Annotated in this window: 26 protein-coding genes and 1 tRNA gene; 17 read left to right on the top strand and 10 right to left on the bottom strand. The window is 40.2% G+C overall.

Annotation, left to right across the window (positions count from 1 at the left end; genetic code table 11):
* Nucleotides 1-14: 14 nt before the first annotated feature.
* From C9J48_RS07125 to nagE, 3 genes are all read right to left on the bottom strand, one after another.
* Nucleotides 15-1328 (bottom strand): sensor histidine kinase, encoded by a 1314-nt coding sequence (locus C9J48_RS07125; protein ID WP_006228913.1) that lies wholly within the window; start codon nt 1326-1328, stop codon nt 15-17.
* Nucleotides 1309-1986, bottom strand: a complete 678-nt coding sequence (locus C9J48_RS07120) for a response regulator (protein ID WP_006228914.1) — start codon at nt 1984-1986, stop codon at nt 1309-1311. The genes C9J48_RS07125 and C9J48_RS07120 overlap by 20 nt, the downstream gene beginning before the upstream one ends.
* Nucleotides 1987-2155: 169 nt before the next feature.
* Nucleotides 2156-3514 carry an N-acetylglucosamine-specific PTS transporter subunit IIBC gene (gene nagE, locus C9J48_RS07115; RefSeq protein ID WP_006228915.1) on the bottom strand — a complete coding sequence of 453 codons (1359 nt, stop codon included), beginning with the start codon at nt 3512-3514 and terminating at the stop codon, nt 2156-2158.
* A gap of 187 nt (nt 3515-3701) precedes the next feature.
* Here nagE and C9J48_RS28335 point away from each other — a divergent pair, with 187 nt between their 5' ends.
* The 3 genes from C9J48_RS28335 to C9J48_RS07100 all read left to right on the top strand — a co-directional run bounded on the left by C9J48_RS28335 (nt 3702) and on the right by C9J48_RS07100 (nt 6035).
* A complete protein-coding gene (locus C9J48_RS28335) occupies nt 3702-4130 on the top strand; it encodes a hypothetical protein (RefSeq protein WP_036802546.1) in 429 nt (142 codons plus the stop codon).
* A gap of 220 nt (nt 4131-4350) precedes the next feature.
* The gene (locus C9J48_RS07105) at nt 4351-4971 is read left to right on the top strand and encodes a DNA-3-methyladenine glycosylase I (RefSeq protein ID WP_006228917.1); all 621 of its coding nucleotides are present in this window, start codon (nt 4351-4353) and stop codon (nt 4969-4971) included.
* 122 nt (nt 4972-5093) lie between these two features.
* Entirely contained in the window at nt 5094-6035 is a 942-nt protein-coding gene (locus tag C9J48_RS07100; RefSeq protein WP_006228918.1) for a cation diffusion facilitator family transporter, read from the top strand.
* Between the two features lie 98 nt (nt 6036-6133).
* Here the strand turns inward: C9J48_RS07100 and C9J48_RS07095 are convergent, their stop codons facing one another.
* Nucleotides 6134-7159 (bottom strand): LacI family DNA-binding transcriptional regulator, encoded by a 1026-nt coding sequence (locus C9J48_RS07095; RefSeq protein ID WP_006228919.1) that lies wholly within the window; start codon nt 7157-7159, stop codon nt 6134-6136.
* A 385-nt stretch (nt 7160-7544) separates the two neighbouring features.
* On the opposite strand from C9J48_RS07095, the gene C9J48_RS07090 reads away from it, so the two are divergent.
* From C9J48_RS07090 to C9J48_RS07075, 4 genes are all read left to right on the top strand, one after another.
* The gene (locus tag C9J48_RS07090) at nt 7545-7988 is read left to right on the top strand and encodes a PTS sugar transporter subunit IIA (RefSeq protein ID WP_006228920.1); all 444 of its coding nucleotides are present in this window, start codon (nt 7545-7547) and stop codon (nt 7986-7988) included.
* A gap of 43 nt (nt 7989-8031) precedes the next feature.
* On the top strand, nt 8032-8319 hold the full coding sequence (locus tag C9J48_RS07085; protein ID WP_006228921.1) for a PTS sugar transporter subunit IIB: 288 nt from the start codon (nt 8032-8034) through the stop codon (nt 8317-8319).
* A gap of 9 nt (nt 8320-8328) precedes the next feature.
* Complete coding sequence (ulaA, locus tag C9J48_RS07080; RefSeq protein WP_006228922.1) at nt 8329-9585, top strand: PTS ascorbate transporter subunit IIC; 1257 nt, start codon at nt 8329-8331, stop codon at nt 9583-9585.
* Between the two features lie 241 nt (nt 9586-9826).
* Nucleotides 9827-10213 (top strand): hypothetical protein, encoded by a 387-nt coding sequence (locus C9J48_RS07075; RefSeq protein WP_006228923.1) that lies wholly within the window; start codon nt 9827-9829, stop codon nt 10211-10213.
* Nucleotides 10214-10243: 30 nt separating this feature from the next.
* Here the strand turns inward: C9J48_RS07075 and lplA are convergent, their stop codons facing one another.
* A complete protein-coding gene (lplA, locus tag C9J48_RS07070; protein ID WP_006228924.1) occupies nt 10244-11260 on the bottom strand; it encodes a lipoate--protein ligase in 1017 nt (338 codons plus the stop codon).
* A gap of 378 nt (nt 11261-11638) precedes the next feature.
* Nucleotides 11639-11776, bottom strand: a complete 138-nt coding sequence (locus C9J48_RS27845) for a hypothetical protein (protein WP_006228925.1) — start codon at nt 11774-11776, stop codon at nt 11639-11641.
* A 370-nt stretch (nt 11777-12146) separates the two neighbouring features.
* Between C9J48_RS27845 and C9J48_RS07065 the strand changes: the two genes are divergently transcribed.
* The 8 genes from C9J48_RS07065 to C9J48_RS07030 all read left to right on the top strand — a co-directional run bounded on the left by C9J48_RS07065 (nt 12147) and on the right by C9J48_RS07030 (nt 20353).
* Nucleotides 12147-12491 carry a DMT family transporter gene (locus C9J48_RS07065; RefSeq protein WP_278044552.1) on the top strand — a complete coding sequence of 115 codons (345 nt, stop codon included), beginning with the start codon at nt 12147-12149 and terminating at the stop codon, nt 12489-12491.
* Between the two features lie 173 nt (nt 12492-12664).
* Nucleotides 12665-13540: a LysR substrate-binding domain-containing protein gene (locus C9J48_RS07060; protein ID WP_006228927.1), complete on the top strand. Its 876-nt coding sequence runs from the start codon at nt 12665-12667 to the stop codon at nt 13538-13540.
* A gap of 237 nt (nt 13541-13777) precedes the next feature.
* Entirely contained in the window at nt 13778-14641 is an 864-nt protein-coding gene (locus tag C9J48_RS07055) for a carbohydrate ABC transporter permease (RefSeq protein WP_036802865.1), read from the top strand.
* Nucleotides 14642-14652: 11 nt separating this feature from the next.
* Nucleotides 14653-15570: a carbohydrate ABC transporter permease gene (locus C9J48_RS07050; RefSeq protein ID WP_006228929.1), complete on the top strand. Its 918-nt coding sequence runs from the start codon at nt 14653-14655 to the stop codon at nt 15568-15570.
* Between the two features lie 6 nt (nt 15571-15576).
* Entirely contained in the window at nt 15577-16860 is a 1284-nt protein-coding gene (locus C9J48_RS07045) for an extracellular solute-binding protein (RefSeq protein WP_036802867.1), read from the top strand.
* 85 nt (nt 16861-16945) lie between these two features.
* Nucleotides 16946-18472, top strand: a complete 1527-nt coding sequence (locus C9J48_RS07040; RefSeq protein ID WP_006228931.1) for a CehA/McbA family metallohydrolase — start codon at nt 16946-16948, stop codon at nt 18470-18472.
* Nucleotides 18462-19205 carry an HAD family hydrolase gene (locus tag C9J48_RS07035; protein ID WP_006228932.1) on the top strand — a complete coding sequence of 248 codons (744 nt, stop codon included), beginning with the start codon at nt 18462-18464 and terminating at the stop codon, nt 19203-19205. Before C9J48_RS07040 ends, C9J48_RS07035 begins: the two co-directional genes overlap by 11 nt.
* Nucleotides 19206-19219: 14 nt before the next feature.
* The gene (locus C9J48_RS07030) at nt 19220-20353 is read left to right on the top strand and encodes an ABC transporter ATP-binding protein (RefSeq protein WP_006228933.1); all 1134 of its coding nucleotides are present in this window, start codon (nt 19220-19222) and stop codon (nt 20351-20353) included.
* A 79-nt stretch (nt 20354-20432) separates the two neighbouring features.
* On the opposite strand, the gene C9J48_RS27840 is transcribed toward C9J48_RS07030, so the two are convergent.
* From C9J48_RS27840 to C9J48_RS07020, 3 genes are all read right to left on the bottom strand, one after another.
* The gene (locus C9J48_RS27840; protein WP_165481760.1) at nt 20433-20606 is read right to left on the bottom strand and encodes a hypothetical protein; all 174 of its coding nucleotides are present in this window, start codon (nt 20604-20606) and stop codon (nt 20433-20435) included.
* A gap of 170 nt (nt 20607-20776) precedes the next feature.
* Nucleotides 20777-21289: a YgjV family protein gene (locus tag C9J48_RS07025; protein WP_006228935.1), complete on the bottom strand. Its 513-nt coding sequence runs from the start codon at nt 21287-21289 to the stop codon at nt 20777-20779.
* Nucleotides 21290-21304: 15 nt separating this feature from the next.
* The gene (locus tag C9J48_RS07020) at nt 21305-22177 is read right to left on the bottom strand and encodes a DMT family transporter (protein ID WP_006228936.1); all 873 of its coding nucleotides are present in this window, start codon (nt 22175-22177) and stop codon (nt 21305-21307) included.
* 175 nt (nt 22178-22352) lie between these two features.
* On the opposite strand from C9J48_RS07020, the gene C9J48_RS07015 reads away from it, so the two are divergent.
* The gene (locus tag C9J48_RS07015; protein WP_006228937.1) at nt 22353-23246 is read left to right on the top strand and encodes a LysR family transcriptional regulator; all 894 of its coding nucleotides are present in this window, start codon (nt 22353-22355) and stop codon (nt 23244-23246) included.
* Nucleotides 23247-23271: 25 nt separating this feature from the next.
* Here C9J48_RS07015 and C9J48_RS07010 read toward each other — a convergent pair whose 3' ends face one another.
* A complete protein-coding gene (locus tag C9J48_RS07010) occupies nt 23272-23652 on the bottom strand; it encodes a YgiW/YdeI family stress tolerance OB fold protein (protein ID WP_006228938.1) in 381 nt (126 codons plus the stop codon).
* A gap of 337 nt (nt 23653-23989) precedes the next feature.
* Between C9J48_RS07010 and C9J48_RS07005 the strand changes: the two genes are divergently transcribed.
* Nucleotides 23990-24080: transfer RNA gene (locus C9J48_RS07005), tRNA-Ser, on the top strand.
* Nucleotides 24081-24185 lie beyond the last annotated feature (105 nt).

The raw sequence follows: 24185 nt of genomic DNA, 5'->3' as shown, positions 1-24185 counted from the left end.
CTTTTTTAGCCTAATTAAGAGGGAGGGAGTAATAGACGTGCACGTAGTCCAGGATTATTATCGCTAAAAGCAAGCTTGCCACCATGACAGACAATAACCGCTTCTACTAACGATAATCCCAGCCCAAAACCTTGGTGTGTTCGGCTACGATCAACGCGAAACATCGGCTCACGAATACGTTCTTTATCCTCATCTGAAACCCCATAGCCGTTGTCTATTACAACTAATCCAAAGTTATCGACAATGATGATAATTTCTCCACGCTCAGGGGTATATTTAATCGCATTTTCAACCAAATTATAAATGGCACGAAACAATAAGCTGGGCTCACCTTGTAAGTGATAAGGGGCATCTTGGCGCAAGTATAAATTTTGTTTTTTCTCGTCAGAAATTGGCAGTAAGAACTCAATCACGTCCTGGCTAATTTTACTGAGATCAACGTATTCTTTTTCTAAGTTCTGCTTACCACTGTTTAAATTTGCGATTTCCAACATGCCGTTGAACATGCCAAGTAAGACTTCAAGATCGTCGTGACAGGCTTCTAATTCATTTTGGTGAGGGGAATTACCAGTAGTCAGCAAGCTCTCTAAACGTAATTTCATACGGGCAATAGGGGTTCGCAAGTCATGCGCCATACCGACTGATAATGATTTGAGTGAATTTTCTTTTTTTTCAACTTGTTCGATAAGAAAATTTAAGTGGATGGCTAAGATATCAAATTCATCATCATTACGGCTAACAGGCAGTTTGACCCCTTTTTCACCATAGATAACCCGATTCATCCCTTGGTTTACTTGGCTGAGTTTATTGAGTATTGAAACCGCAAATAATGTTGCCCCTGCTAGCATTAAAATAACCGGAATAGCGATACCTGTAAGCAACATTGGGGTGACGGTGTCACGGTATTCTTGCAATAATTCGGGGTTAATTCCAATCACCAATTGTTCTTTATTGGGTAATAAAATAATGCTTTCCGGCTGGCCAATATTTTGTACGTTGACGCTATTGCCTGCTAATACAGCTGGGTACGAAATACTTGTCGTTGGATACGAGGCACTACTAATGCGATAGGTAAATGCGTTATTTTGTTTACTTCTGTTTGCGACAGATTGATGGATGCTTTCAATATTGCCGGTGTCGGCCAGCATTGAGAAAGTACTTGTTTCACTATTGAGTTCACGTTTTAGCTGTTTATGGTAAAACGTTTCAGAACTCACGAAGACTTGGTGGATAAATAGAATAAAAATCAGTGCAACACAGGCAATGAAGTACAGTAATACTTTGAATATTGAAGAGCGTGAAAGGTTATCAGGACCTGCGAAGGACATAGCCTGCACCTCGGATTGTATGGATTAAACTTAACTCACCATTTTCTTCTAATTTTTTACGCAGGTTTGCAATATGTACATCGATCACATTGGTTTTAGGGTCAAAGTGATAACTCCACACCGATTCAAATAAACTCATTCTAGAGACTACATTTTCAGCGTGCTCCAGTAAGTATTGCAGCAATAAAAACTCTTTCTGTTGTAAATTAAGTAAACGTTCACCTCGCCATACTCGGTGTGATTTCATGTCTAATCGTAGATCATCGTAAACATATTCAGTCACGATTTTTGTTGAAGAGTGGTGGCGTTTTACTAATATTTGAGCGCGAGCAATCAACTCTGCTAAGGCAAAAGGTTTGGTTAAGTAATCATCGCTACCCGCTGTTAGGCCTGTAACACGATCTTCCACGCTATCCATTGCACTGAGGATTAATATAGGTGTTTGATTTTCAGTTGCCCGTATAGCCGCCAAGACCTTTATTCCATCTAAAATAGGCAGCATTCGGTCTAAAATGACCAGTTGATATTCGCAACTGGTCGCCATCATTAAGCCTTTATGACCATCGTCTGCTTCGTCAACAACAAAGCCATGCTCACGTAAACCTTTCGCGATAAATTCACGAGTGGTTAGATCATCTTCGATAACCAGTATTTTCATTTGAGACCTATTTTAAATGCTAAATGCTAAATGCTAGGTGATGGTATATCGCATCGTTTTGTCGCCATTATAGATGCAGAAGTCATACTATTATAATAAAAAACGGCCTACCAAGGGCAGGCCGTAGAGCAACTCTAGGGGGTAAAGTTGCTATTTTGTATTCTCTTTCTTATAGCGACTTCATTTGTGTCGCAATAGACTCCGCTTGAGGACCTAAGATAACTTGTAGGTTGGCAGAACCAACATTAACGACAGCTTTAGCACCTAAGTTTTTCAGTTTATCGTCATCAATAATACTGCGGTCAACAATGCCTAAGCGTAAACGAGTAATACATGAAGAAATATCGGTTAGATTATCTTTGCCACCAAGTGCCGCTAAGTATTCTTTTGCAAGGTCACCCGCATCAACTTCTTTATTGTCTGTTTTCGGTGCGTCTTCACGACCTGGAGTTTTCAAGTTGAATACACGGATAACAGTGACAAAAGTAACGAAGTAAACAACACCTAAGCCAAGACCTAATGGAATAACCATCCAAGCATTTTTAGCCGCAGGCGCATTAAAGTTGATCAAGTAATCAATTAAGCCAGAAGAGAAACTAAAGGCTAAGTGAATATCCAACATTGATGCTAGTACTAAGCTCACGCCCATTAGGATTGCGTGAACTAAATACAATGCAGGAGCTAGGAACATGAACATGAATTCGATAGGTTCAGTAATACCTGTTAAGAATGCTGTAAATGCAACACTTAATAGCATACCGCCAACACGCGCTTTATTTTCTTTTTTGGCTGTTACATAAAAAGCCGCTGCCGCTGCAGGTAGGCCGAACATGATTACAGGGAAGAAGCCACCAAGAATTAATCCTGCGTTTGGATCGCCAGCCATAAAGCGTGCAATTTCGCCTGTCGCACCGTTGTATTCACCAAAGACGAACCACACCATGGTGTTCAAAATGTGATGAAGCCCAATAGGAATAAGTAAGCGGTTAGCAACACCATAAGCAAACTCACCAGGTGTACCACTGCTTAAAATCCAATGACCAAGGTCATTGATCACAGATTGGATCGGTGGCCAAATAACAGAAAAACCATACGCTAAGATTAATGCTGCAAGGCCCGTAATAATAGGTACGAATCGCTTACCGGCAAAGAAACCTAGGAACTCAGGTAATTTAATGTTGTGGAAGCGGTTATACAGGTGCCCAGCAGTTAAACCAATAACGATACCGCCAGCAACCCCTGGGTCGACATTAGGGTTTAGCGAGCCGATAGCGGCGGTCATAATGAAGTAACCTACACAGGCTGCAATTGCAGCAGCGGCTGAATTATCTTTTGAAAAGCCACCTGCAACCCCCATTGCAAATAACAGTGCTAAGTTGGTAAATATCGCTTGTCCGCCAGCGGCTATAAAAGGAATATCTAATAAGTCTGGTTGACCAAAGCGTAACAACATACCAGCAACCGGTAGTACTGCAATTGGGAACATCAATGCATTACCAAGTTTCTGGAAATAACCAAGTATGTTCATTTCCCTCTCCATATCGTCTAATTAAAAAATGACGACAACAACTGTGTTGTCGAAAAATATAACTTAGGTATAACAATACAGGTTGGCATCTAAAGTAAGATTTATCGGAACATTAAGGATCCTTAATGTTTTGGCATAAATGGCATTTTCAATGTGATTCCAATCACACAATTGGAAAGATAATAATTTGCGCGAATTATTTGCTGCTTTTGGGGTTATTGCATTTCGTATTCGTTCGCTTTATCACCTCATGATTTTACAAGATTTGTTCACTTTCTATTTTATTAAAACCATACACTACAAAGCGTGCTATTCAGCACGGTTTGTAGTGCCATTATTGAACTACTCTGCTGCCAGATTTTTATTGTGGATTATTGTTGGAAGTGATTCGGCATCCGGTTTATTAACCAGTTTGACGATGTCTTGCATGACGTTCAATGCGGCGAGTGGTCCACCTACAGAGGTCCACAATGACCCATCAACGGCCTCAAAACGTTTAGTTTGGATTGCGCTGAGTTGTTTAAATGCAGGGCTTGATTCAGCTTGTTTCATCGCATCGACTGCGTCGCCTTATGACCGTCACTATCAGCTGGCATGTCTTCAATCATTGCACTGATGGCGGCATGAGTATCCTTGCTCCCGTTGATCGTAATGAAAACTATTATCATCTGAATTTGTACATAAGAACAACAAAGGTCAAAGAAGAATCACGAGCAGTTATTGTTAACTTGACTCCATTTGCATGGTGGATGTTTGTGTCGTGGGTTTATGCTTAATAGCAAGTCGCGTTGTAATGTCATTTTCGTTAAAATTTAAATAAATAGATGGAAATATAGATGGATAATATTTTGGATAAGCGTACGTGCGCTTGGGCGTTAAATCACTCTATTGAGCGTGAATACCATGACAAAGAATGGGGTAGACCCAATTTTAATGATCAGTACTTATTTGAATTTATTACTTTAGAGGGGGCGCAAGCTGGCTTGAGTTGGTACACCATACTCAAACGTCGAGAGGCATACCGTGAAGCATTTAAGCAATATGATTTAAAAACATTAATTGCCGTAAAACAACAGGCAGAAAACCTTGATGATGAGTCCCATATCGATGAGGTTATTAATCAGTATGATGTCATTAAACATCGTAACAAGATTCGCTCAGTATTCAGTAATGCAGAAGCAGCACTTGCACTACAACAAGAATACGGCAGTTTATCAGCGGCATTGTGGCAGTTTGTAGATGACAAGCCAGTAGTCAATACATGGGCTACACCAGAACAAGTGCCAGCTATAACAGAACAATCGAAAGCAATGAGCAAGTTCTTGAAGAAAAAAGGCTTTAAGTTTATTGGTGAGACTATCTGTTATGCGTTAATGCAAGCAACTGGCATGGTCAACGATCATTTAGTTTCATGTGATTGCTACGAAGTATCAAAGCCTATTCTTAGTGAGAAATAAAATTGTAAATCAGATATGATAAATTTACGTATTCCCAAATTATCTCAATATTCTCGCTGAAACGAGTACCTTGAAGTAATTTGGGTATAGGCCTTTTATATAAGTAGTTTTGAGTTAATAGTATGTCTGATGTGCCACTAAAATTGATCCGTAAAGCCACATGGGTCGGTTCGATAGCTAACGTTGCGTTAGCCTTGTTAAAAATCACTATAGGTAAGATTACAGGTAGCCAAGCTTTGATTGCCGATGGTGTTCATAGTTTTTCTGACTTAGTAACAGACACCGCAATCTTAATTGGTTCAAGGTATTGGACTGCTCCAGCAGATAAAGAACACCCTTATGGGCATGGGCGCTTTGAAACCCTCACCAATATTTTCATTGGCGTTATTCTCGCTATTGTTGGTATCGGTATAGGTTGGGATTCAATTAACTCTATCGGAAATGAAGCAAAAACCAATCCAGGTATGCTTGCTTTTGGTGCTGCAGTTGCTTCTATTTTAGTGAAAGAAATACTGTACCGTTGGACAGTTGTTCAAGCGAAGAAAATTAATAGTCGTGCCCTGCATGCCAATGCTTGGCATCACCGTTCGGATGCATTGAGTTCACTTCCTGTTGCTATTGCGGTTATTGCAAACTACTTTGTGCCTGATTTGCATTATCTTGACCAAGTAGCCGCTTTATTAGTAACGGCAATGATTTTAAAAGCGGCTTTTGAAATCTTATGGCCAGCGATTATGGAAATCACAGAAGCTGAAGCAGATAGTGATATTGAGAAAAAAATTCAACAATACGCATCTGAAAACAGCGACATCCGTGAAGTTCATGCTATTAGAAGTCGTCGCACTGGTAGCAGTATTTTACTCGACTTTCACCTGTTAGTTGATCCCGATATGAGTGTTGATAAGGCCCACGAAATTACGGAGAATTTTAAGAGCCATATCCTTAAACAGCTTGATGAAGTGGTTGATGTGATTATTCACATTGAACCGTATAACTGTGCTGAAAGGGTGATTAACCCGTGTTGTGGCGAAGATGAATGCCACGATGAAAAGCCTAAAGATTAGAATGTTAACGATTCAATTTTTATAGCGTGTTCTGTATAAAACACCAGAAAGAAGCTTTTAATTAAGTCATTTCTGGTGTTTTTATATGGTTTTAACGCTTAGCTGCTTGCTCGCTCTTGGAGTGTAAAGCCTATGTTTAATTGCTTAATATTGCTTTCATTATTGTCATCTAATGTATTTAGTAATTTTCTCGCCGCTTCTTCCCCCATTTTGGGGTAATCAATATGTATGGCCGTTAGCCTAGGGTAGCATTGCTCGCTGAATTGAGAGCCATCTAAGCACGCAACTGCGAGACCTTTCGGTACGGGCAATACACGTCTTTGGCACTCGAATAGTGCTCCCATTGCTATCTCTTCATGACTACAAATAAGCGCATCTAGATCCCGCTGACGCAGTAATAATTTAGCCACACCTTCGCAGCCAAGATTAATGCTAGGGCTTTCGTGGGTCGTTAAAAAATGATCGGGTGTTAAATAACCTTCGATCATTCCAGCTTGCCAGCCTCTTAGCTGTTTTCTTAAAATAGCTTGCTCGCCATGAGCGCCAACAAAACCAATGTTCTTATAGCCTTGACCGATTAAATGGCGAGTCATTGCTTTACCTGCCTCGTAATGATCGACACCGATATTCATATCAATTGCAAGCGGGTTTAATTCTGCAACCTCAAGCACGGGCAGCTTGGCATTTTCAAGGATGTTTTTAGATTTTACTGACCGTTCACTACCGAATAAAACAACCGCAGCAGGGCTGCTCGCAAGTAAAGTTGAGAGCAAATCTTCCTCTTGCTCCATCGAATAGTTACTGTAGCCCAGCACTAATTGATAGCCGGCCTGATTCAATACCTGCTGAAAAGAAGGAATAAAAGAGGTGCATGCTTTTTCAGCCAACGAGGGAAGAATAACAGCAATCGAATAGCTTTGCCCTGATGCCAAAGCACCAGCTGCTTTGTTGGGGATATACCCTAACTCGTCAACAACTTGTTGAATTTTATCTCTTAATTTATCTGATACTTGGTCAGGCGTTCTTAATGCGCGAGATACGGTCATCGATCCTACGCCTGCCAGTTTTGCCACGTCTGCCAATGTTACTCGGCCTGTACCGCGGCGTTTTCGAGGCTCTGCCATCGAATCTCCTGAGTGTTAAAAGTGCATTGGTAAACATTCTGCTTGTTTAGCAATACAGCCTAAATCTTCATCCTAAGCTACCTCTGCCTACTCGCTGAGCTTACTCTGAATCCCTATATACTGACTATATCTATATGTTTTATATGAAATTAGATAAAGGATGTTGATTAATCTGATAGTGAGCTAGGCATTTTAACCTTGTTTATTCCCTGCTGCCAATCTGATCTTGCTAAGTGTGATGGTAAAAATGGTAGCGCTATCACAAATTTTGGTAGCGCTATCAGGTAGCGCTACCAAATGTGATTTTGATCGCTTTATTAAACCTCGAAGATGTTTAAAGTTGCGCTATCCCATCGAGGGAACGTTAACAATAAAGAGTAGAACCATGCTTAAAGAACTGCTTACCACTGATGTAATACGTATTCACGAAAGTGCTGATAACTGGCAGCAAGCAATAGAATTGTCATGCCAAGCGTTGATTGAGAAAGGGGCTGTAGAGCCAAGCTATGTTGAAGCTATTTTCCGTTCACATGCGGAAATGGGGCCTTATTACGTTGTCGGTCCAGGTATTGCGATGCCGCATGCTCGTCCAGAAGACGGGGTAAACCAGCTTTCTTTAGGGTTAACGGTTATCAAGCAGGGTGTGAATTTTGACGCTGATGAAAATGACCCCGTGAAACTATTAGTGACACTGGCAGCAACAGATAGCAATAGCCATGTTGAAGCCATAGCTCAACTTGTTGAATTGTTTATGAATGAAGAACATATTCAAATGATTTGTAATGCACAAAGTGTTGAAACAATTCGTGAAATTATCGAGAAATATTAATCTCACATCTTATAAAAATAAAACGGTAGAAAGGTAGAACATTATGAAAATTATGGTTGTTTGTGGTCACGGTCTGGGTACTAGCTTAATGATGGAAATGAGCATTAAGTCAATTATCAAAGAGCTTAACGTTGTGGCTGAGGTGGATCACATTGATTTGGGATCAGCAAAAGGTACACCATGTGAGATTTTCATCGGTACTAAAGATATAACTGAGCAGCTTACTGCACAAGGTGTAGATGGCAAGATTGTTTCATTAGACAACATGATCGATAAAGTGGCGATGAAAGAACGTCTGTCGGTTGCCTTACAAGACCTTGGCGCACTGTAAGAGGCTGTTATGGAATTTTTTAGCTTTCTAATGAATGACGTGTTGGCAGAGCCAGCCGTCCTTGTTGGTCTTATTGCTCTTATTGGCTTGATTGCTCAGAAAAAGCCGGTAACTGAGTGTATTAAAGGCACTGTTAAAACGATAATGGGTTTTGTGATACTAGGCGCTGGTGCTGGTCTGGTTGTAAACTCGTTAGGTGATTTTGCCACTATTTTCCAGCAAGCTTTCGGCATTACTGGTGTTGTGCCAAATAACGAAGCCATTGTGTCGATAGCACAAGAAGCATTCGGTAAAGAAATGGCGATGATCATGTTCTTTGCGATGCTGGTGAATATACTGATAGCCCGTCTTACACCATGGAAATTCATTTTCTTAACGGGCCACCACACTTTGTTCATGTCAATGATGGTTGCTGCAATTTTATCATCTAGCGGTATGTCGGGTGTACCTCTGATTGCGCTGGGCTCGGTGGTTGTCGGCTCTGTAATGGTATTCTTCCCTGCTATTGCTCATAAATATATGAAGCAAGTAACGGGTTCTGATGATGTGGCAATTGGTCACTTCTCGACGTTGTCTTACGTGCTAGCTGGCTTTATTGGTAGCAAGTTCGGTAATAAAGAACATTCAACAGAAGATATGGATGTACCTAAGAGCTTATTGTTCTTGCGTGATACCCCTGTGGCTATTTCGTTTACTATGGGGATCATCTTTATCGTCACGTGCTTGTTCGCTGGCGGTGACTTTGTTCGTGAAGTGAGCGGTGGCAAACACTGGTTCATGTTTGCCTTAATGCAATCTATCAGCTTCGCGGCGGGTGTGTATGTTATCTTGCAAGGTGTGCGTATGGTTATCGCAGAAATCGTACCGGCATTTAAAGGGATCTCCGACAAGTTGGTGCCGAATGCAAAACCAGCATTGGATTGCCCAGTAGTATTTCCTTACGCACCGAATGCAGTGTTAGTGGGTTTCTTATCAAGTTTTGCGGCTGGTTTACTGGGTATGTTCTTACTCTATATCATGGGGCTTACCGTTATTATTCCAGGCGTTGTACCTCACTTCTTCGTTGGTGCAGCAGCGGGTGTATTTGGTAATGCGACTGGTGGGCGCCGTGGTGCAATGTTAGGCGCATTTGCTCAAGGTCTATTGATTACGTTCTTGCCTGTATTCCTTATGCCTGTACTTGGGGATTTAGGATTTGCTAATACTACATTCAGTGACGCCGATTTTGGTGCTGTGGGTATCTTGCTTGGGTTGATTGTTCGTTAATCTTTCTAGTTATATTTTCATAGAATAAATGTAGAAAATAGACACATAACATAGTCTTGTTAAAAGTCCATTTAGAGTTAATCTAGATGGGCTTTTTTATTATTATGTTTTTTATATTGCACTTCTTTATGATTTTCTCGTTTTTGATACGGCAAAAAATGACAAGCTTTTATTACACTTCTCTATAATTAATATTGTTATTAAGCGTATGTTAAAACGGTATGCGAGAGGGGTGAATTTTATGCCATTGATTAGAATAAAGTCGTTACCATTTGAGGGTGACGTTGATATTCCACTAGTCGTTTGTAATTTATCGCAAGCAGTGGCTGATGCTACAGGCATAGAGAGTCATCATATTATGGTGTCGTGGGAGTACTTATTGAAAGGGCATTACTCTCATGCAGGAAAAGTGGCAGAGGTTCAAGGAATTAATACGCATCCATTACTCGTTGATTTAATCGCCCCTAATTTCAATACGGAACAACAGATAATGGCCATGTTGGAACTCATTGCCAATACTATTGCAGAGCACGTACCCGTTGCGAAAAATAATATTTTTATCAACTATACGCCCGCATACAGTGATGGCGTTTATGATGAAGGGCATATAGTTGAGTGGGACATGTAACTATGTGTACTGAATATTCTTATAATTTACTTACGCAATCGCGGTTGTAAGCCATTTTTGTAGTTCAGCTAACTCATTGACGCTTTCAGGAAAAGCCTTTGCTGTTTCGTTAATGATTTTGTTAAAAGCATCAATACTATATGGTTGGTCAATAAGCGCTTTAGGCAACGTTTCTAATGGGGTTGGATTAAGGCTATCTGTGAATATTTTTGCTTTGACTATGTGCGCCTTTTTTATATCAAGATGTAATTCAATTCCACCCCATGTAAAGCGTTCACTTAATGTATGCATAAATTCTGGGGTGTTCCCAAAGTTCCATAGCCAGCTACTTTGATGCTCAAACTTCTCTGTGAAATTGGGTAGTTCTGGTAATGACTCTGGTGATATATATTCTGGCTTTACCGTTTCACCATAATGCTGAAAGAAAGCATCTATGATGGCAGTGCATACATTGTCGTGGTTAATTTCAGGATTAATCTCGTTTAAATTAGCTACGCGAGAACGTACAGATTGGATGCCTTTTGCTTGAAGCTTTTTAGGATCAGGGCGTAAATAGTTGGCGAGACGTCCTAAATCTGCATTCAATAATAACGTACCATGGTGGAAGCCTCTATCCATCGTTTCACGGTATGCTGAACCAGAAAACTTCCGCTCTCCTTCGCTATCTTCAATAACCAGATCATTTCGTCCGGTTGATTTACCCTTCACATGCAACGTCTTCAACGCATTTAATACAATGTTTGTTGACACTGCTTTATCATATTCTGGTTTACCGGCCATGAATGTAAAGTTGGTATTACCTAAGTCATGAAAAACAGCACCGCCACCGCTTTGACGGCGCGCAAGTGTAATGCCATTTTGTTCCATCTTTCGTGTATTACATTCTTTCCATGGGTTTTGAGCACGACCTATAACAACACTATCATCATTTCGCCATAGAAAGAGAACACGTTGCTTGTTAGACATAGACCTGAAGATGCTGTCTTCAACGGCTAAGTTAAACCAAGGATTTGTTGACGTGGAAAGTAATACTCGAATGGTTGACATAATAATAACCTTAACCAAGTTTGTATGATGATTATACGTACATTATTTTTAAATGCACATAGTTCTCATTTGGAAGCTGAGAGTTTGAATCAAAGGAAGGAAGTGAAAAAACCAAATCACATACTGTTTACACTGGAGGTATGTGATTTGGAAGAGGTTTTCAATACAGCGAGTATTAGAATTTTGATTTTGGAATCATTTCTTGAGTATAGCGTACCATTATCAATGTGCTACAGGTATGGACAAAATTGAAACGTAAGATTGTCCTGGTAATGCTGAGTTATTAAGCGTTTGTAACTCTGCATGTAGCCAAGAGTTATTATTTGTTACTATTTATTGAGTTCTTATTTCGTTTATCTGCGTAATTGAAGGTAAATATCATTGTTCTGTATTTTGTGATGCTGAAATCGTTGTTTGTGTACTAGGTGCATTTTTATCCATTGGATCAATAACATCGTAATAAAAGAAGTAACTAACAAGCATAATAAGTGGGATGAATTTAAACCAAGGTTTCATGGTGTGCCCTAATAGACTGGATAACTAATACACATACAGTATCAGGCAATGGTTGATGTGAAAAACGGCAATAATGCAAAGTTAGGTTGAATGAATATGCTGTTATATTCCAACCTTGTCTAAGGTAGCTCTGAGTACCATATCGTAAGGTTGCTTGATATGTGACTATTCGTTTTCTTAATAAGTGAATATTGTCTGAAGATCTTAACTTTATCTTCTACGCTATTTATCATGGCGATAGTGAAATGGCCAATAAATAAAACTAAGGTAAGTGAATATAAAAAATAATTACTTTTTATATTGTTTCTTCATAGAGAATACGTAAACTGCGCGCCTCATATTAGATGTTTCGAGTTCTGCTATGCTTCAAATGTTAACAGCTATACCACCTATGTCTGCATTGGTGATTGCCATTTTATGTGAGGTCGTAGCGACATCGTTATTGCCTAAAACAGAACAGTTTACTCAACCGATACCAACAATCTTTGTACTTATGGGTTATGCAGTGGCTTTTTATCTATTAGCAATCACCGTTAAGGTGGTACCTATCGGTATCGCGTATGCTATTTGGTGCGGGGCTGGCATTGTGTTGGTTTCGATGGTTAGCTGGCTCTGGCATGGTCAACAATTAGATATGTTTGCTGTTTTGGGCATATCTTTGATTCTAGCGGGTACTGTTATTATCAATGTATTTTCAAATACGACTGTACATTGAATATTAAACGGTTATTAATATATTAAGTCGTTCTATATTAAGTTACCGATACAGGCTCATTGAGCCACAAGCATGTGATTGGTAACTTAGTGTCACATTCCTTTCTTTGTTCTGTAACGACCCTGTCATGTGTATGAATTACTTTGCTTCTTTCTTAGTTAGAAGGGCAGAGAATGTTACCTCCGTTACGTGCATTAGTCGCATTTGAAACCGTTGCCCGAGTTGGATCTATCGGTGCTGCCGCTCGTGAACTGCATGTTACGCAAGCTGCGGTTAGCCAGCAGCTTAAAAGCCTTGAACAGTTTTTAAATTGCGCTTTATTTGAACGTAGCCAACGAGGTGTAACGCTTACACTTGCGGCTCAACAATATTTACCTATCGTAACGGGCTCATTGCGCCATTTAAAATTACAAACACAGATATTATTTGGTGAGCAGCAATCGGATGTGCTGCGTATCAAAGTGAATCACTCAATTGGGCATAATTGGTTGATTCCCAAACTGTCTGATTTTGCAACTCGCTTTCCCTTTATTCGACTCGATCTTACATTGATTGATTGGCCATCGCGTGAGCCGTGTATTGATACCGATGTTGAAATTACAAATGGCTTTGTCGAAAGTGAAAACACGCGTGCAGAACGTTTGTTTCAAGAGCATTGGCTAATGGTATGCAGCCCTGCATTTAAATTAAATAATCAAGAAGCACTGTCTAATCAAAACTTGTCATTGTTGCCTGCTATTCAAGTGAAAGGCTATGAAGAGAGCTGGATGCAATGGCTTTGTCATAATCAGTATCCAGCGTCGCTACCCAATATACAGCTAGAGATAAGCAACTCATTACATGGTTTAGAAGCTGTAAAGCATGGTGTTGGCGTTATGCTTGTTCGTTCGTTAGTTGCCAAACAATTGTTATTGGATGGCAAGATTGTTCTGGCATTAGATGGGTCGATGCCTTCTGAATCAGGGCACTTTTTAATTACTTCAAATCAGCGAAGTGCCAAAGTAAATTTCTTTTGTGATTGGTTACACCACCAATCAATCGAAGCATAAATATTTTTAGCAGTAATGATTCAGTGCCATAACATTTTCTTATGTTAAACCGTGGAAAATTTGACGTTGACTCAAATAAGTCTGTCACAGAGTCCCTTTAAACTAGCGTTGTATTGTTAAGGAAGCAGTTGAAACATGAAGACTCAAACAGTGAAGGCCATGGCAAGTGCTACCTGTGATAAGCAGAGTGTCGAAAGTACTTATACCAATAGCTCAACGTTACTCAGTAAATGGAATATGAAAGAAAAGGCGAAAGTATTATTTTTTATTGCACCTTTAATGATTCCATTACTGACATTTTGGATTATTCCTTTTGGGTGGAGTATTTATATTAGCTTCACCGATTGGGATTATATTTCACCTGACTATAGCTATGTTGGTATTGAAAATTATCAATATATGTTGGAAGACTACGCGTTTATTCAAGCGTTAATGAATACGTTTATCTTTTCTCTTGGTGTGGTAATTCCTACTGTAATGTTGGGGCTAGGTTTTGCCTTGTTATTGCATAAGAACTTTCGAGGTAGCCAGTTTTACCGTGCGGTGATTTTCTCACCGTGGATTACGCCCACAGTGGCTATTTCTATTGTTTGGTCTTGGGTGTTTGAATCAAAATCTGGCTTGGTTAATTTACTACTTGCGAAGATAGGCATTGCACCTGTTTCATGGCTTGAAAGTGGTGATACAGCAATGATTGCCGTAATGGTTGTGACTGTTTGGCAAGCTGTCGGTTGGACAATGCTGTTCTACATTAGCGCATTAAATAAGATACCAACGTCTTTATATGAAGCTTCTCTTATTGATGGCTGCAGCCCATTAACGCGCTTTTTTAAAATTACGCTGCCGTTGATTTCACCCACCACATTCTTTCTTGTCATCGTTAATATGATTACGGCTATTCAAGCCTTTGACCAATTCCAAATTTTAACGCAGGGCGGTCCAAGTGGAAGTACTCGTACCTTGTTGTATTTGTTCTATCAACAGGCGTTTGAGCAATATGACATGGGGCCAGCAGCGGCAACATCGATGATTATTTTAGTGATTACTGGGGTGCTAACAATCATCAACACTGTAATGGGTAAACGCTGGGTATATTACTAAGGGAGTATGTTATGAACTCAACACAAACGCTCGAGATACCGGTCAATACAGAGACTTCGAGCCTCTCAGGTGAAAATTTGTTTCAACGAGGAATTCGAAATATACCGAGATTCCCCATTATTTCTAAGCATGCTTTTTTAGTTTTATCCGGTTTATTAATGGTCTTTCCATTTATTTGGATGCTGTCTGGATCATTGAAGTCTAATGATGAAATCTTTAGTAATCCTCTTAATTTAATACCAGAAACTATTCGCTGGGAAACGTTTATCGATACGTTTAACAGTGCGCCATTTGGCTTGTACATATTTAACAGTTTTAGTGTGGCGTTATTTACAACGCTATTGGTGATTATTAACTCAGCGATGTTTGCTTATGCGTTAACGCAACTGAAGTTTCGTTCTAAAACGGTGCTCTATTTTGTTGTGATGGGGTGTTACATGTTGCCCGGCGCAGTGACTTATATACCGTCTTACATCACATTGGCAAATTTAGGTTTATTAGATAGCCATACCGGGTTAGTTGTTTCAAATGCAGCCAGTGTTTTTGGCGTGTTTTACTTACGTCAGGTGTTTTTAAAAATTCATCCGTCATTAATTGAAGCAGCACGAATTGATGGGGCTGGGGAAATGAAAATTCTCTGGGCCATTGTATTACCACAATGCCGTTCGGCATTAGCAACACTGTTCTTGATTACGTTTATTACCAACTACAACAGCTACATGTGGCCAAGTTTGGTTATTACGACTCAAGAGCTAAATCTTATTGCAATAGGTATTCGACAGTTCTTTATTGCTGAAGGCAATTATGGATTGAACTGGTCTGAAATTATGGCAGCGAGCACGATAGCTGTACTGCCGTTACTTATATTGTTCGTTGTTTGTCAAAAAACGATTTTGTCCGGCATAGCCGATAACGGTGTTAAAGAGTAGATGGATATGAAACTGAAAACACTCGCAATTTTATGTTCGACCACAGTTTTGGGTAATATGGCTTTCGTTGGCTCTTCGATGGCAGCTACAGAAGTTAACTTTTGGTATTCAGGTGGCACGAAGCCGCAGCAAATGATGATAAAAATGATGGACGAATTTAATAACAGCCAAGATGAGTATGTTATTAAAGGTGCACTTCAAGGCAATTATCAAGAGACATTCCAGAAACTGCAAGCGGGAATGGCGTCAAGAACTGCGCCTGAAGTAGTATTACTCGACTCGACACAAGCTGAATCGATGGCTGGACGTAAGTTGGTGCGTGATTTACGCACTTTTATGGACGATGACTTTAACTTCAACGATTTCTTAAGTGCATTTCGTCAGCAAGTTACATATCCAAATGGCACCGTTTATGGCTTACCGGCTTACGGTACGACACAGATCTTTTATTATAATAAACAAGTGTTAGCCGATAATGGTTTTACCGAAAACGATCTGAAAACCTGGCAAGGCGTGGCCAAAGTATCGCAAGCCGTTACTCAAAAAGATGCAAAGGGCAATACGACCTATTATGGCTGGGAGCCAATGTGGGGCAGACATAACTTAATGGATGCTGCGCTATCAAACGGCGCTAAGTTTATTAGTGATGATGGTAAAACGGTATTAATTGATTCTCCTGAGTGGGTTGAAGTATGGGATAGCTTCCGCCAGTGGATACATGAAGATAAAATTATGCGTATTCACCATGGCGGTCAAGGCTGGGAATATTGGTACAAAACCATTGATGATGTCGTGAAAAATCGTGCTTTAGGTTATACCGGTTCATCGGGTGATCAGGGCGATTTAGATTTCACGCAACTGGCTGCAACAACCCAGCCTGGTTGGGGAGATCACGCTGCAGCACCTCAAGCTGGTGCCCAGATTTTCGTGATGCCAACAGGCACAGACGAAGCCGCTGCAAAAGGTGCATTTGAATTCATGGAATTCTATACCAGTGCAGAAAATACAGCTCGTTGGTCTATGTTTACTGGCTACATTCCTGTACGTGAAAGCGTGAAAAATGTTGCTGATTATCAATCATATACAAAAGCCAACCCGCAAGCACTGATACCATTGTTGCAAGCGGCTACTGCAAGTAAAGATTTCTTAGACCCAACGAATGGCAAAATTAGCGATGCACTAGCAATTGCTGCGGATCAAGTTCAAATCGAAAATATTCCAGCAGAGAAAGCGCTAAAGCAAGCAGCAAAAAAAGCTCAGCGAGCTCTGGATCGAGCCAACCGTTCATAACAACCCTCGATATAGCACTCTTTAAACAGGCGAGTTAATTACTCGCCTATTTCTCTTGCTGATTAAAACAATAAACGGACATACCATGTTGAGATTTGATGGTGAGCTGAGTTTTGGGCATCAGGTACTAAATGTTGATGTGCCTACTGGTACAAAAACGATATCAATTACCGGAACAACCATTAAAACCGGTTTTCTTTACGGTTATTTATACGATGCAGAGCAGCAGTTACGCGGCAATGTATTGTGGGTGAAAGAGCATAAAAAGTTGGTCATTACCGCGGATAACGCATCTCTTGGCGGTATTGCTGGTAATGTGATGGCTGGTCAGTGGCAACTTCATTTATATAACCTTGAAGGCGAAAATCGCGCACCGAAAGCGATGCAATATCAAGTTGATGTTACTTTTGAGTGCGTATCAAAAGCTGATGAGCATGCTAACTTGTTAAGCGTTGCAACCACGAAGAACCTGATTGCGGATAATTCGATTATTTTCGATTACAGCAATATTAAAAACTCAGCATCAAAATGGTATCGGGGCGATCTTCATGCTCATACTCTGTTATCTGATGGGCACAATACGCTAGAAGCGGCAACGAATATCGTTGAGAGGCAAGGGTTAGATTTCTTCTTTCTGACTGAGCACAATATTTGTCACCCTGCTTTGCCGATTTTTGATACAACCCTCATTTTACCGGGTATTGAAGTAACAACTGACCAAGGGCATTTTAATGTTCATGGCCCACGTTGTGGCTTGAATATGTTTAATACCGCTTACTCGAGTGACGCATTGATTAAACAAGGTCTTTCACTGGTGGGTGAGCAACAACAAGGCAGTATCAGCATTAATCATCCGATGATGAAACCTTGGCATTGGCATTTCGATAGCCTGCAATTATCTGCAGTGAATACCATGGAAATTTGTTGTGATCCTACTTGGTCTTCATCGCCAATGGCGACTGAAAAGGCCTTAACAACATTAAGTGCAATGTGGAATGCTGGGCACCGTATTGCAGGTGTTGGCGGCAGTGATTCCCACCTTGAACCTCATGAGCGCAACCCTAAAGCAACGGAACCATCTATTTATGGTGATCCTTCTACTTTTGTTTTTTCACATGGCTTAAGCGGTGAAGGAATACTTACCGGGCTACAGCAAGGGCAGGTGTATATCGAAAGACGCTGTGGATTAGCTTTTAGTATCAATGATGGAAATCTACTGCCAGGCCAAAATGTCGGTGAGCAATCGGTTGATTATCACTTGGCAGTAGCAGATAAAGATAACCATTATTACGCCGAATGTATTGCCGATGGTGTGGTCATTTTAACACTGCCTATTACCAATGAAGGTATAGATATTCATATAAATATGGCTCACTACATGTGGGTCAGATTTGATATTCGACGCGGTGTTTTCAGCGATTATGGTATCAGCAATTGTGATGCCAATGAAGTTGGACTAGAGGCAGAATCTACGCATAGGCAGCAGATACAAAAAGGCGAGTTTGAGGGAATGATCAACCCTGTATACAACGGCAATCATCCCCACTTTTCTTCGCCAATACTGGCAACATGGGGTGAGCTAATGAAGGAAGTAGAACACAATGGAAATTAAAGGATTATTGTTCGATAAAGATGGCACATTATTAGAGTTTCATCAGATGTGGCTGCGTGTCGCACAGGGTGTCGCAGCTGATATTAAAGCGATGTATGTGGTCAATAAAACGATTAACACCACTGAAGTTCAGTTACTTGAAGCGATTGGTGTTTTTGGTGAATACGTCGATAATCATGGTTTATTGGCTTCGAACCCCGTTGAAGATACAGCATTAACTTGGTATGAAATGCTTCAGCCCCAATGTGATTTAAGTGAGTTTACAGCTGTTGTTAAATCTCGCTTTAACGCACAAGTTGAAGATAACCCCGAGTTAGTACAAACCTTACCAGGCGTAAAAGATAAGCTCATAAAACTGAAACAAAAAGGTTTTAAACTAGGCATAGCAACGGCAGATACACGCGATTCTACTTTATACAGTTTGAAGTTAGCTGGTTTAACTGAACTTTTTGATTACATCGGCTTTTCAGATGGCGATATAGAACCGAAACCCGCACCAGCACTATTACTGGGCTTTTGTCAGCAATGTAACATACAGCCTGAGCAGGTTGTGATGTTTGGCGATACCGTTTCAGATATGGAATTTGGTGCTAATGCGGGCGCACGCAAAGTGGGTGTATTAACTGGTACTGCGACAGAATCTGAACTGTTGCCTTACGCTGACGTTGTTTTAGCGTCAGTGGCTGATTTTGAACTCACATTTTGTCGTGAGTCTGGCATCTCGAACCTATAATAACGGATATACAAATGGCTGAAGTAGTACTTCGACAGGTAGAGAAAACCTATCCAAACGGATTTAAAGCAGTACACGGTGTTGATCTTACTATTGAAGAAGGTGAGTTCATGGTATTTGTGGGGCCGTCTGGTTGTGCAAAATCGACAACGTTACGTATGATAGCAGGCTTAGAAGAGATCAGTAGTGGTGAGATTATTATAGGCAATAAGCTGGTTAATCATCTTCCGCCGAAAGATCGTGGTATTTCTATGGTTTTCCAAAACTATGCACTTTATCCACACATGTCTGTTTACGACAACATGGCTTTTGGTTTAAAGCAACAAAAGCTTGATAAGCACAAGATTGATCGCCGAATTCGTGAAGCAGCTGAAACGTTAGAAATTACCCATTTATTAGATAACAAACCGGGTGAAATGTCGGGCGGGCAGCGACAGCGTGTAGCGCTGGGCCGTGCAATGGTACGAAAGCCAGATGTATTTTTATTTGATGAGCCGTTATCAAACCTAGATGCTAAATTACGCGTATCAACTCGGGTGAGTATTGCGCAGCTTCATAATGATTTAAAAGCCGAAGGTCAGAATGCAACCATGATTTATGTAACCCATGATCAGGTTGAAGCAATGACATTAGGCGATCGCATTTGCGTGCTAAACCAAGGGCGTATTATGCAGGTCGATACACCGATGAATTTGTACCAAAAGCCTGCTAATAAGTTTGTGGCTGGGTTTATTGGTTCGCCTGCAATGAATTTGATGAAGGGTAAGATTGAACTAGAAGGAAGCCAGTGTTTTGTTACTTTAGGTTGTGGGACACGGTTTTTATTACCAAGTGATAAATCAGAACAAGTGATATCTAAAGTCGGCCAAAAGGTGTGGTTTGGTATTCGACCTGAACACATAACTGTTATTGACGACCTTGATAATGAAGCTGTATTGCAAGATATTGAAACACTACAAATCAATGTCGTTGAATCAATGGGTAATGAAGTATATTTATATTTAGCTATCGGCAAAGATAAGCTGGTAGCGCGAGTACCATTTAGCCAAGATCAGATGATTAAACACGGTGATATGAAGCCAATGCATTTTGATATGTCGCATTGTCATCTATTTGATATCGATACCGAGCTGTCGTTATTAGTTTAACTATTTGCTATTGTTAAAAGGTCCTGATGAAGAATATTCATCAGGGCTTTTTTAATGTTTGGATCTTTGTTGTTTTGAATTAAAAACAGTTAGCAGAGCCATTTAGCATGCAGTTAGCTTCTTCTTTACGTTGCTCTGCTCTTACTTTACTTTCAAGATCATCTGGTGGTCTGTAGTTTTCATTCGTTGTACAGCCTGCAAGTAGAATACTGACTAGTATTCCCGCAAGCATTGAACATACTTTCTTCATCATTCCATTCCTAAAGAGCAACTTATCGAGTTTCGTTGAGGGGTCATCATGATTTTTATATCAACAGATTGATTTTATGTTTAATTCACCCTTACGAAAACAACCATAGCAGAGTTCTTCTGTAATGTTGAAAGATAAATAAGTGCAATTTCTTTTCTGTTACACGCTGAATTTTATGCTTCCGCTACTTCTTTTGGGGTTTTAATGTAGTAACGGTAATAGCCTACAAAATTACTGGTAATAAAAAGCAACTCAAGCAGAACAGCAGTAGGGGAACCAATAATAATGTTATGCACAATCCAACAACTGGTCGCGAGAATCATAAACTGGCGCAACTGTTTATCTTCTTTAGAAAAGGCGGCTCCATTTTGAAAAAGAGACGCAGCGCAACTGATTAAACTAATGAAGCCAGCATAAGTAAAATATGTCACAACAAGCGAGCTTATAGAGAACAGTACGACCATTTGTCTAGATGTCGTAAAAAGGCTCGTGATGTATCGAACCGCCGCAAGAGCCATTAACCCTGCTGCTGTCCATTGTTCTAATAATGCAAAATGAATAGCAATTAAAATGACTGCAAAAACGAAACAAATGATGATTTTTTTCCTTTCTTTAAACTGAAAAGATAAAAGATCAAAAAAGGCTGCGAACCCAATAATTATCTGAGAAAGTAAAAAAGCAGTCATGAAGATAATCCTTATTTATAATTCAGTCTGTAAAAGTTGTTTTTGCTTCTTTTTCTCAATACGGGCAAGCCATACCAGAGGCAATATAATCATTGCTGTTCCAATTAGCATTGCTAAATCAGGTACTTCATCAAACCACAATAAACCCACACCAACCGCACCTAATAAGCCGCTATATTCCGCACTGGCAATTTTGTTACTCTCAGCCGATCGGTAGGCGATCACGCAGGTTGCCGCATAAATCAAAATAAATGCACTTGAGCCAGCAGCGGTTAACAACGGTGCCCAGTCCCAAGGTTGTCCTTCCCATACGGCTAAACCTAATGAAGCTGGCATACCCGCAAGGTTTGTTAACAATAATGTTTGAGCAACGGTTTGATGGGTTGGTAGTTTTCGGATTAATAAATTATTAGCGGCTAACGTAACCGCAACAACGAGTGCTGCCATTGCTGCCCAATTAAGTTCAGTTGGCCTTATAACGACTAATACGCCAGCAAAGCCGAGCATACCTGCAGCAACAGAATGTTTAGTGAGCTTTTCACTAAAAAGCATCATCGCCATCGGTAACATGATTAACGGTGCAGCATAGAAAATGGCATTTGCTGTCGCGAGTGGCATTGAATTAATGGCTATAACCATAAAAATGGCACCAAAAAGCCAAATGTGAGCCCGTAATGCGTGCCATTTCAGCCCATCAATAAAGCTCTTTTTCGATGTAGATAAACAAAATGGAACAAGAATCAAAACTGCAGTCAGCTGTCTAAAAAAGACAAACTGAAAAATAGCAGTATCGGCATCCAGTGTTTTAATTAATGCATCAGAAAAAACGGCTACCAAATTCCCCACAATAAGCAGCGTCATGGCAAGACCAACAGATATTTTAGGCATAATATGACTCCTTTTTTCGGGGCATGAGGCATTAATGTAGAAACGGAAATAACGAATAAATTGTTTTGAAATTTACGATTAGCCGATAGATCACAGAAAGTGATTTTTGGAGGATAGAGAATCCTAAGGATGAAGTATAATGATATAAATTAACTTAGTATTAGTTGAGCTAATAGTGAAATTACCTCCGTTACGTGCTGTTCAATGCTTTGAATCTGTTGCGCGATTTAATAGCTTTTCTAAAGCGGCTGAAGCATTACACGTTACCCAAAGTGCGGTTAGTCATCAGGTTAAATTACTTGAAGAATACCTAGGTGAAGACCTTTTTATTCGTCAGGGGCGAAGGCTATCGTTAACCGTTATTGGTGAGCGTTATCAAGAGGAAGTCAATTCTGCGCTGATCAGTATTTCGCACGCGAGTCAGAAGTTGCGAGAAGGCGAGGATGGTAAAATCCGTTTAGCGATTTATAGTACGCTAGCGGTAAAGTGGCTGGTGCCTCGATTAGATAACTTACGGCAACTACACCCTGAAATTGATCTTACGTTGAATATGGTGGCTGATGAGCCTGAATGTAGCGATCAAGTAGCTGACTGCTTTGTTACTGCCTATCCTCCGTCAAGGAATTTTGTTAGTGAGTTTCTTTATAAAGAACAGCTATATCCTTTTTGCAGCCATAAGCTGTGGCATGAAATGCAAGGCAAGTCGTTACCAGAAGCGTTGTGGGAGCAGCCTTTATTATCGGTACATTCAATATTTAAAGATGGAACCGAATGTAAAGACTGGCGGCAGTGGTGCGAGTTAGGTGGGTTTGAGCTACCGGATAATGTAAAAGTAAGCCATTTTAGCCATATGATTTTAGCTGCTGAAGCGGCGAAATATCATCAAGGCATCGCCTTTCTTAATGACTACTTTATGACAGACCAAGACCGGCTGCAGGACTTGATTAGAATCCCAATGCATGAGTTACCGACAGGCGATAGTCTGTATTTTGTGTATAAAAAATCCCGAGCCAAGCAACTAGAAATTAAAATACTGAGCCAATGGCTTAAACTGCAATGCTATGACTGATTAAGTGGCTGAGCAGTACTACAGATTATTGAATGGCTAATTGAATTCGTTCAACATCGATTTTTGTACTGAACCATTCATTAATGTGAGAGTTGAACCACTCTTCATCGATTTCACCTGTAATGGTTACTTTTGTTTCTGGGGTTACTTTAATGCCATGCCATTTGTCGTTGTCGATTTCTACCGAGATATTGTCTTGACCATCGGAGAAGGTATACATTTCGTCACCTAAAGAGGCTGTGATATAGCCTGTAAGGGTAACAGGCTGGTCATCTGTCCCTTCTTTTGCCACTTTCACGGAGGTTTCACTCGGCCCGAAGAAACCTTGATCGTTTAAGCCTGTTGTATTGGCGAAAGTCATTGGAGAAAGAATAAGAAGGCTAGACAGTAAAAGTGCTTTTTTCATTTTTATACTTATTGAGTCAAAATAGGTGAGTTGATGATATGAAGCATAAAGGATCAAAAGTGAACAATAGATGAACGTACTATATTGATAGGAAATAGTGAGACTAAAACTTCAATCAAGATATACAGCTTTAGATACGCGTCTCTAAGTGATAGTTATTGCTAGTATGCGTCTTAATAAATTGTTGTTAAATGTAAGATTTTTACGTTATTAGCCAAAAGAAATCGAATTCCTTGTTAGTGTAGAGTAAAAGTATGCTGTGATTGCTGAATTCTTGAACGGTTGGTCAGTAACGCTATTTACAGCCTTAGTGGATATACGTATTATTCACCGCGTTGGAGAGATGGCTGAGTGGTCGAAAGCACCGGTCTTGAAAACCGGCAAGGGTTTATAGCCCTTCTAGGGTTCAAATCCCTATCTCTCCGCCACATTCAAAGAAGCCGCTACATTGTTAGCGGCTTTTTTACGTCTGTAGTTTACCAATCCGATAGGGATGCAGAAGCCTAGACTGGGTTCACCTGAGCGAAACGAAA

The sequence above is a fragment of the Photobacterium profundum genome, assembly GCF_003026285.1.
GTDB lineage: Bacteria > Pseudomonadota > Gammaproteobacteria > Enterobacterales > Vibrionaceae > Photobacterium > Photobacterium profundum.
The sequence above is the reverse complement of the archived record's forward strand: the minus strand, read 5'-3'. Positions and strand labels throughout refer to the sequence as shown.

Excerpts from the sequence above, each read along its gene's own strand:
- C9J48_RS07040 (WP_006228931.1), top strand. The coding sequence starts at position 16,946 with ATGTTGAGATTTGATGGTGAGCTGAGTTTTGGGCATCAGGTACTAAAT.
- C9J48_RS07090 (WP_006228920.1), top strand. The coding sequence starts at position 7,545 with ATGCTTAAAGAACTGCTTACCACTGATGTAATACGTATTCACGAAAGT.
- C9J48_RS07055 (WP_036802865.1), top strand. The coding sequence starts at position 13,778 with ATGAAAGAAAAGGCGAAAGTATTATTTTTTATTGCACCTTTAATGATT.
- C9J48_RS07030 (WP_006228933.1), top strand. The coding sequence starts at position 19,220 with ATGGCTGAAGTAGTACTTCGACAGGTAGAGAAAACCTATCCAAACGGA.
- lplA (WP_006228924.1), bottom strand. The coding sequence starts at position 11,260 with ATGTCAACCATTCGAGTATTACTTTCCACGTCAACAAATCCTTGGTTT.
- C9J48_RS07060 (WP_006228927.1), top strand. The coding sequence starts at position 12,665 with ATGTTACCTCCGTTACGTGCATTAGTCGCATTTGAAACCGTTGCCCGA.
- C9J48_RS07095 (WP_006228919.1), bottom strand. The coding sequence starts at position 7,159 with ATGGCAGAGCCTCGAAAACGCCGCGGTACAGGCCGAGTAACATTGGCA.
- C9J48_RS07075 (WP_006228923.1), top strand. The coding sequence starts at position 9,827 with ATGCCATTGATTAGAATAAAGTCGTTACCATTTGAGGGTGACGTTGAT.
- C9J48_RS07125 (WP_006228913.1), bottom strand. The coding sequence starts at position 1,328 with ATGTCCTTCGCAGGTCCTGATAACCTTTCACGCTCTTCAATATTCAAA.
- C9J48_RS27845 (WP_006228925.1), bottom strand. The coding sequence starts at position 11,776 with ATGAAACCTTGGTTTAAATTCATCCCACTTATTATGCTTGTTAGTTAC.
- C9J48_RS07085 (WP_006228921.1), top strand. The coding sequence starts at position 8,032 with ATGAAAATTATGGTTGTTTGTGGTCACGGTCTGGGTACTAGCTTAATG.
- nagE (WP_006228915.1), bottom strand. The coding sequence starts at position 3,514 with ATGAACATACTTGGTTATTTCCAGAAACTTGGTAATGCATTGATGTTC.
- C9J48_RS07120 (WP_006228914.1), bottom strand. The coding sequence starts at position 1,986 with ATGAAAATACTGGTTATCGAAGATGATCTAACCACTCGTGAATTTATC.
- C9J48_RS27840 (WP_165481760.1), bottom strand. The coding sequence starts at position 20,606 with ATGATGAAGAAAGTATGTTCAATGCTTGCGGGAATACTAGTCAGTATT.
- C9J48_RS07020 (WP_006228936.1), bottom strand. The coding sequence starts at position 22,177 with ATGCCTAAAATATCTGTTGGTCTTGCCATGACGCTGCTTATTGTGGGG.
- C9J48_RS07065 (WP_278044552.1), top strand. The coding sequence starts at position 12,147 with ATGTTAACAGCTATACCACCTATGTCTGCATTGGTGATTGCCATTTTA.
- C9J48_RS07105 (WP_006228917.1), top strand. The coding sequence starts at position 4,351 with ATGGATAATATTTTGGATAAGCGTACGTGCGCTTGGGCGTTAAATCAC.
- C9J48_RS07010 (WP_006228938.1), bottom strand. The coding sequence starts at position 23,652 with ATGAAAAAAGCACTTTTACTGTCTAGCCTTCTTATTCTTTCTCCAATG.
- C9J48_RS07035 (WP_006228932.1), top strand. The coding sequence starts at position 18,462 with ATGGAAATTAAAGGATTATTGTTCGATAAAGATGGCACATTATTAGAG.
- C9J48_RS07050 (WP_006228929.1), top strand. The coding sequence starts at position 14,653 with ATGAACTCAACACAAACGCTCGAGATACCGGTCAATACAGAGACTTCG.
- ulaA (WP_006228922.1), top strand. The coding sequence starts at position 8,329 with ATGGAATTTTTTAGCTTTCTAATGAATGACGTGTTGGCAGAGCCAGCC.
- C9J48_RS07025 (WP_006228935.1), bottom strand. The coding sequence starts at position 21,289 with ATGACTGCTTTTTTACTTTCTCAGATAATTATTGGGTTCGCAGCCTTT.
- C9J48_RS07100 (WP_006228918.1), top strand. The coding sequence starts at position 5,094 with ATGTCTGATGTGCCACTAAAATTGATCCGTAAAGCCACATGGGTCGGT.
- C9J48_RS07045 (WP_036802867.1), top strand. The coding sequence starts at position 15,577 with ATGAAACTGAAAACACTCGCAATTTTATGTTCGACCACAGTTTTGGGT.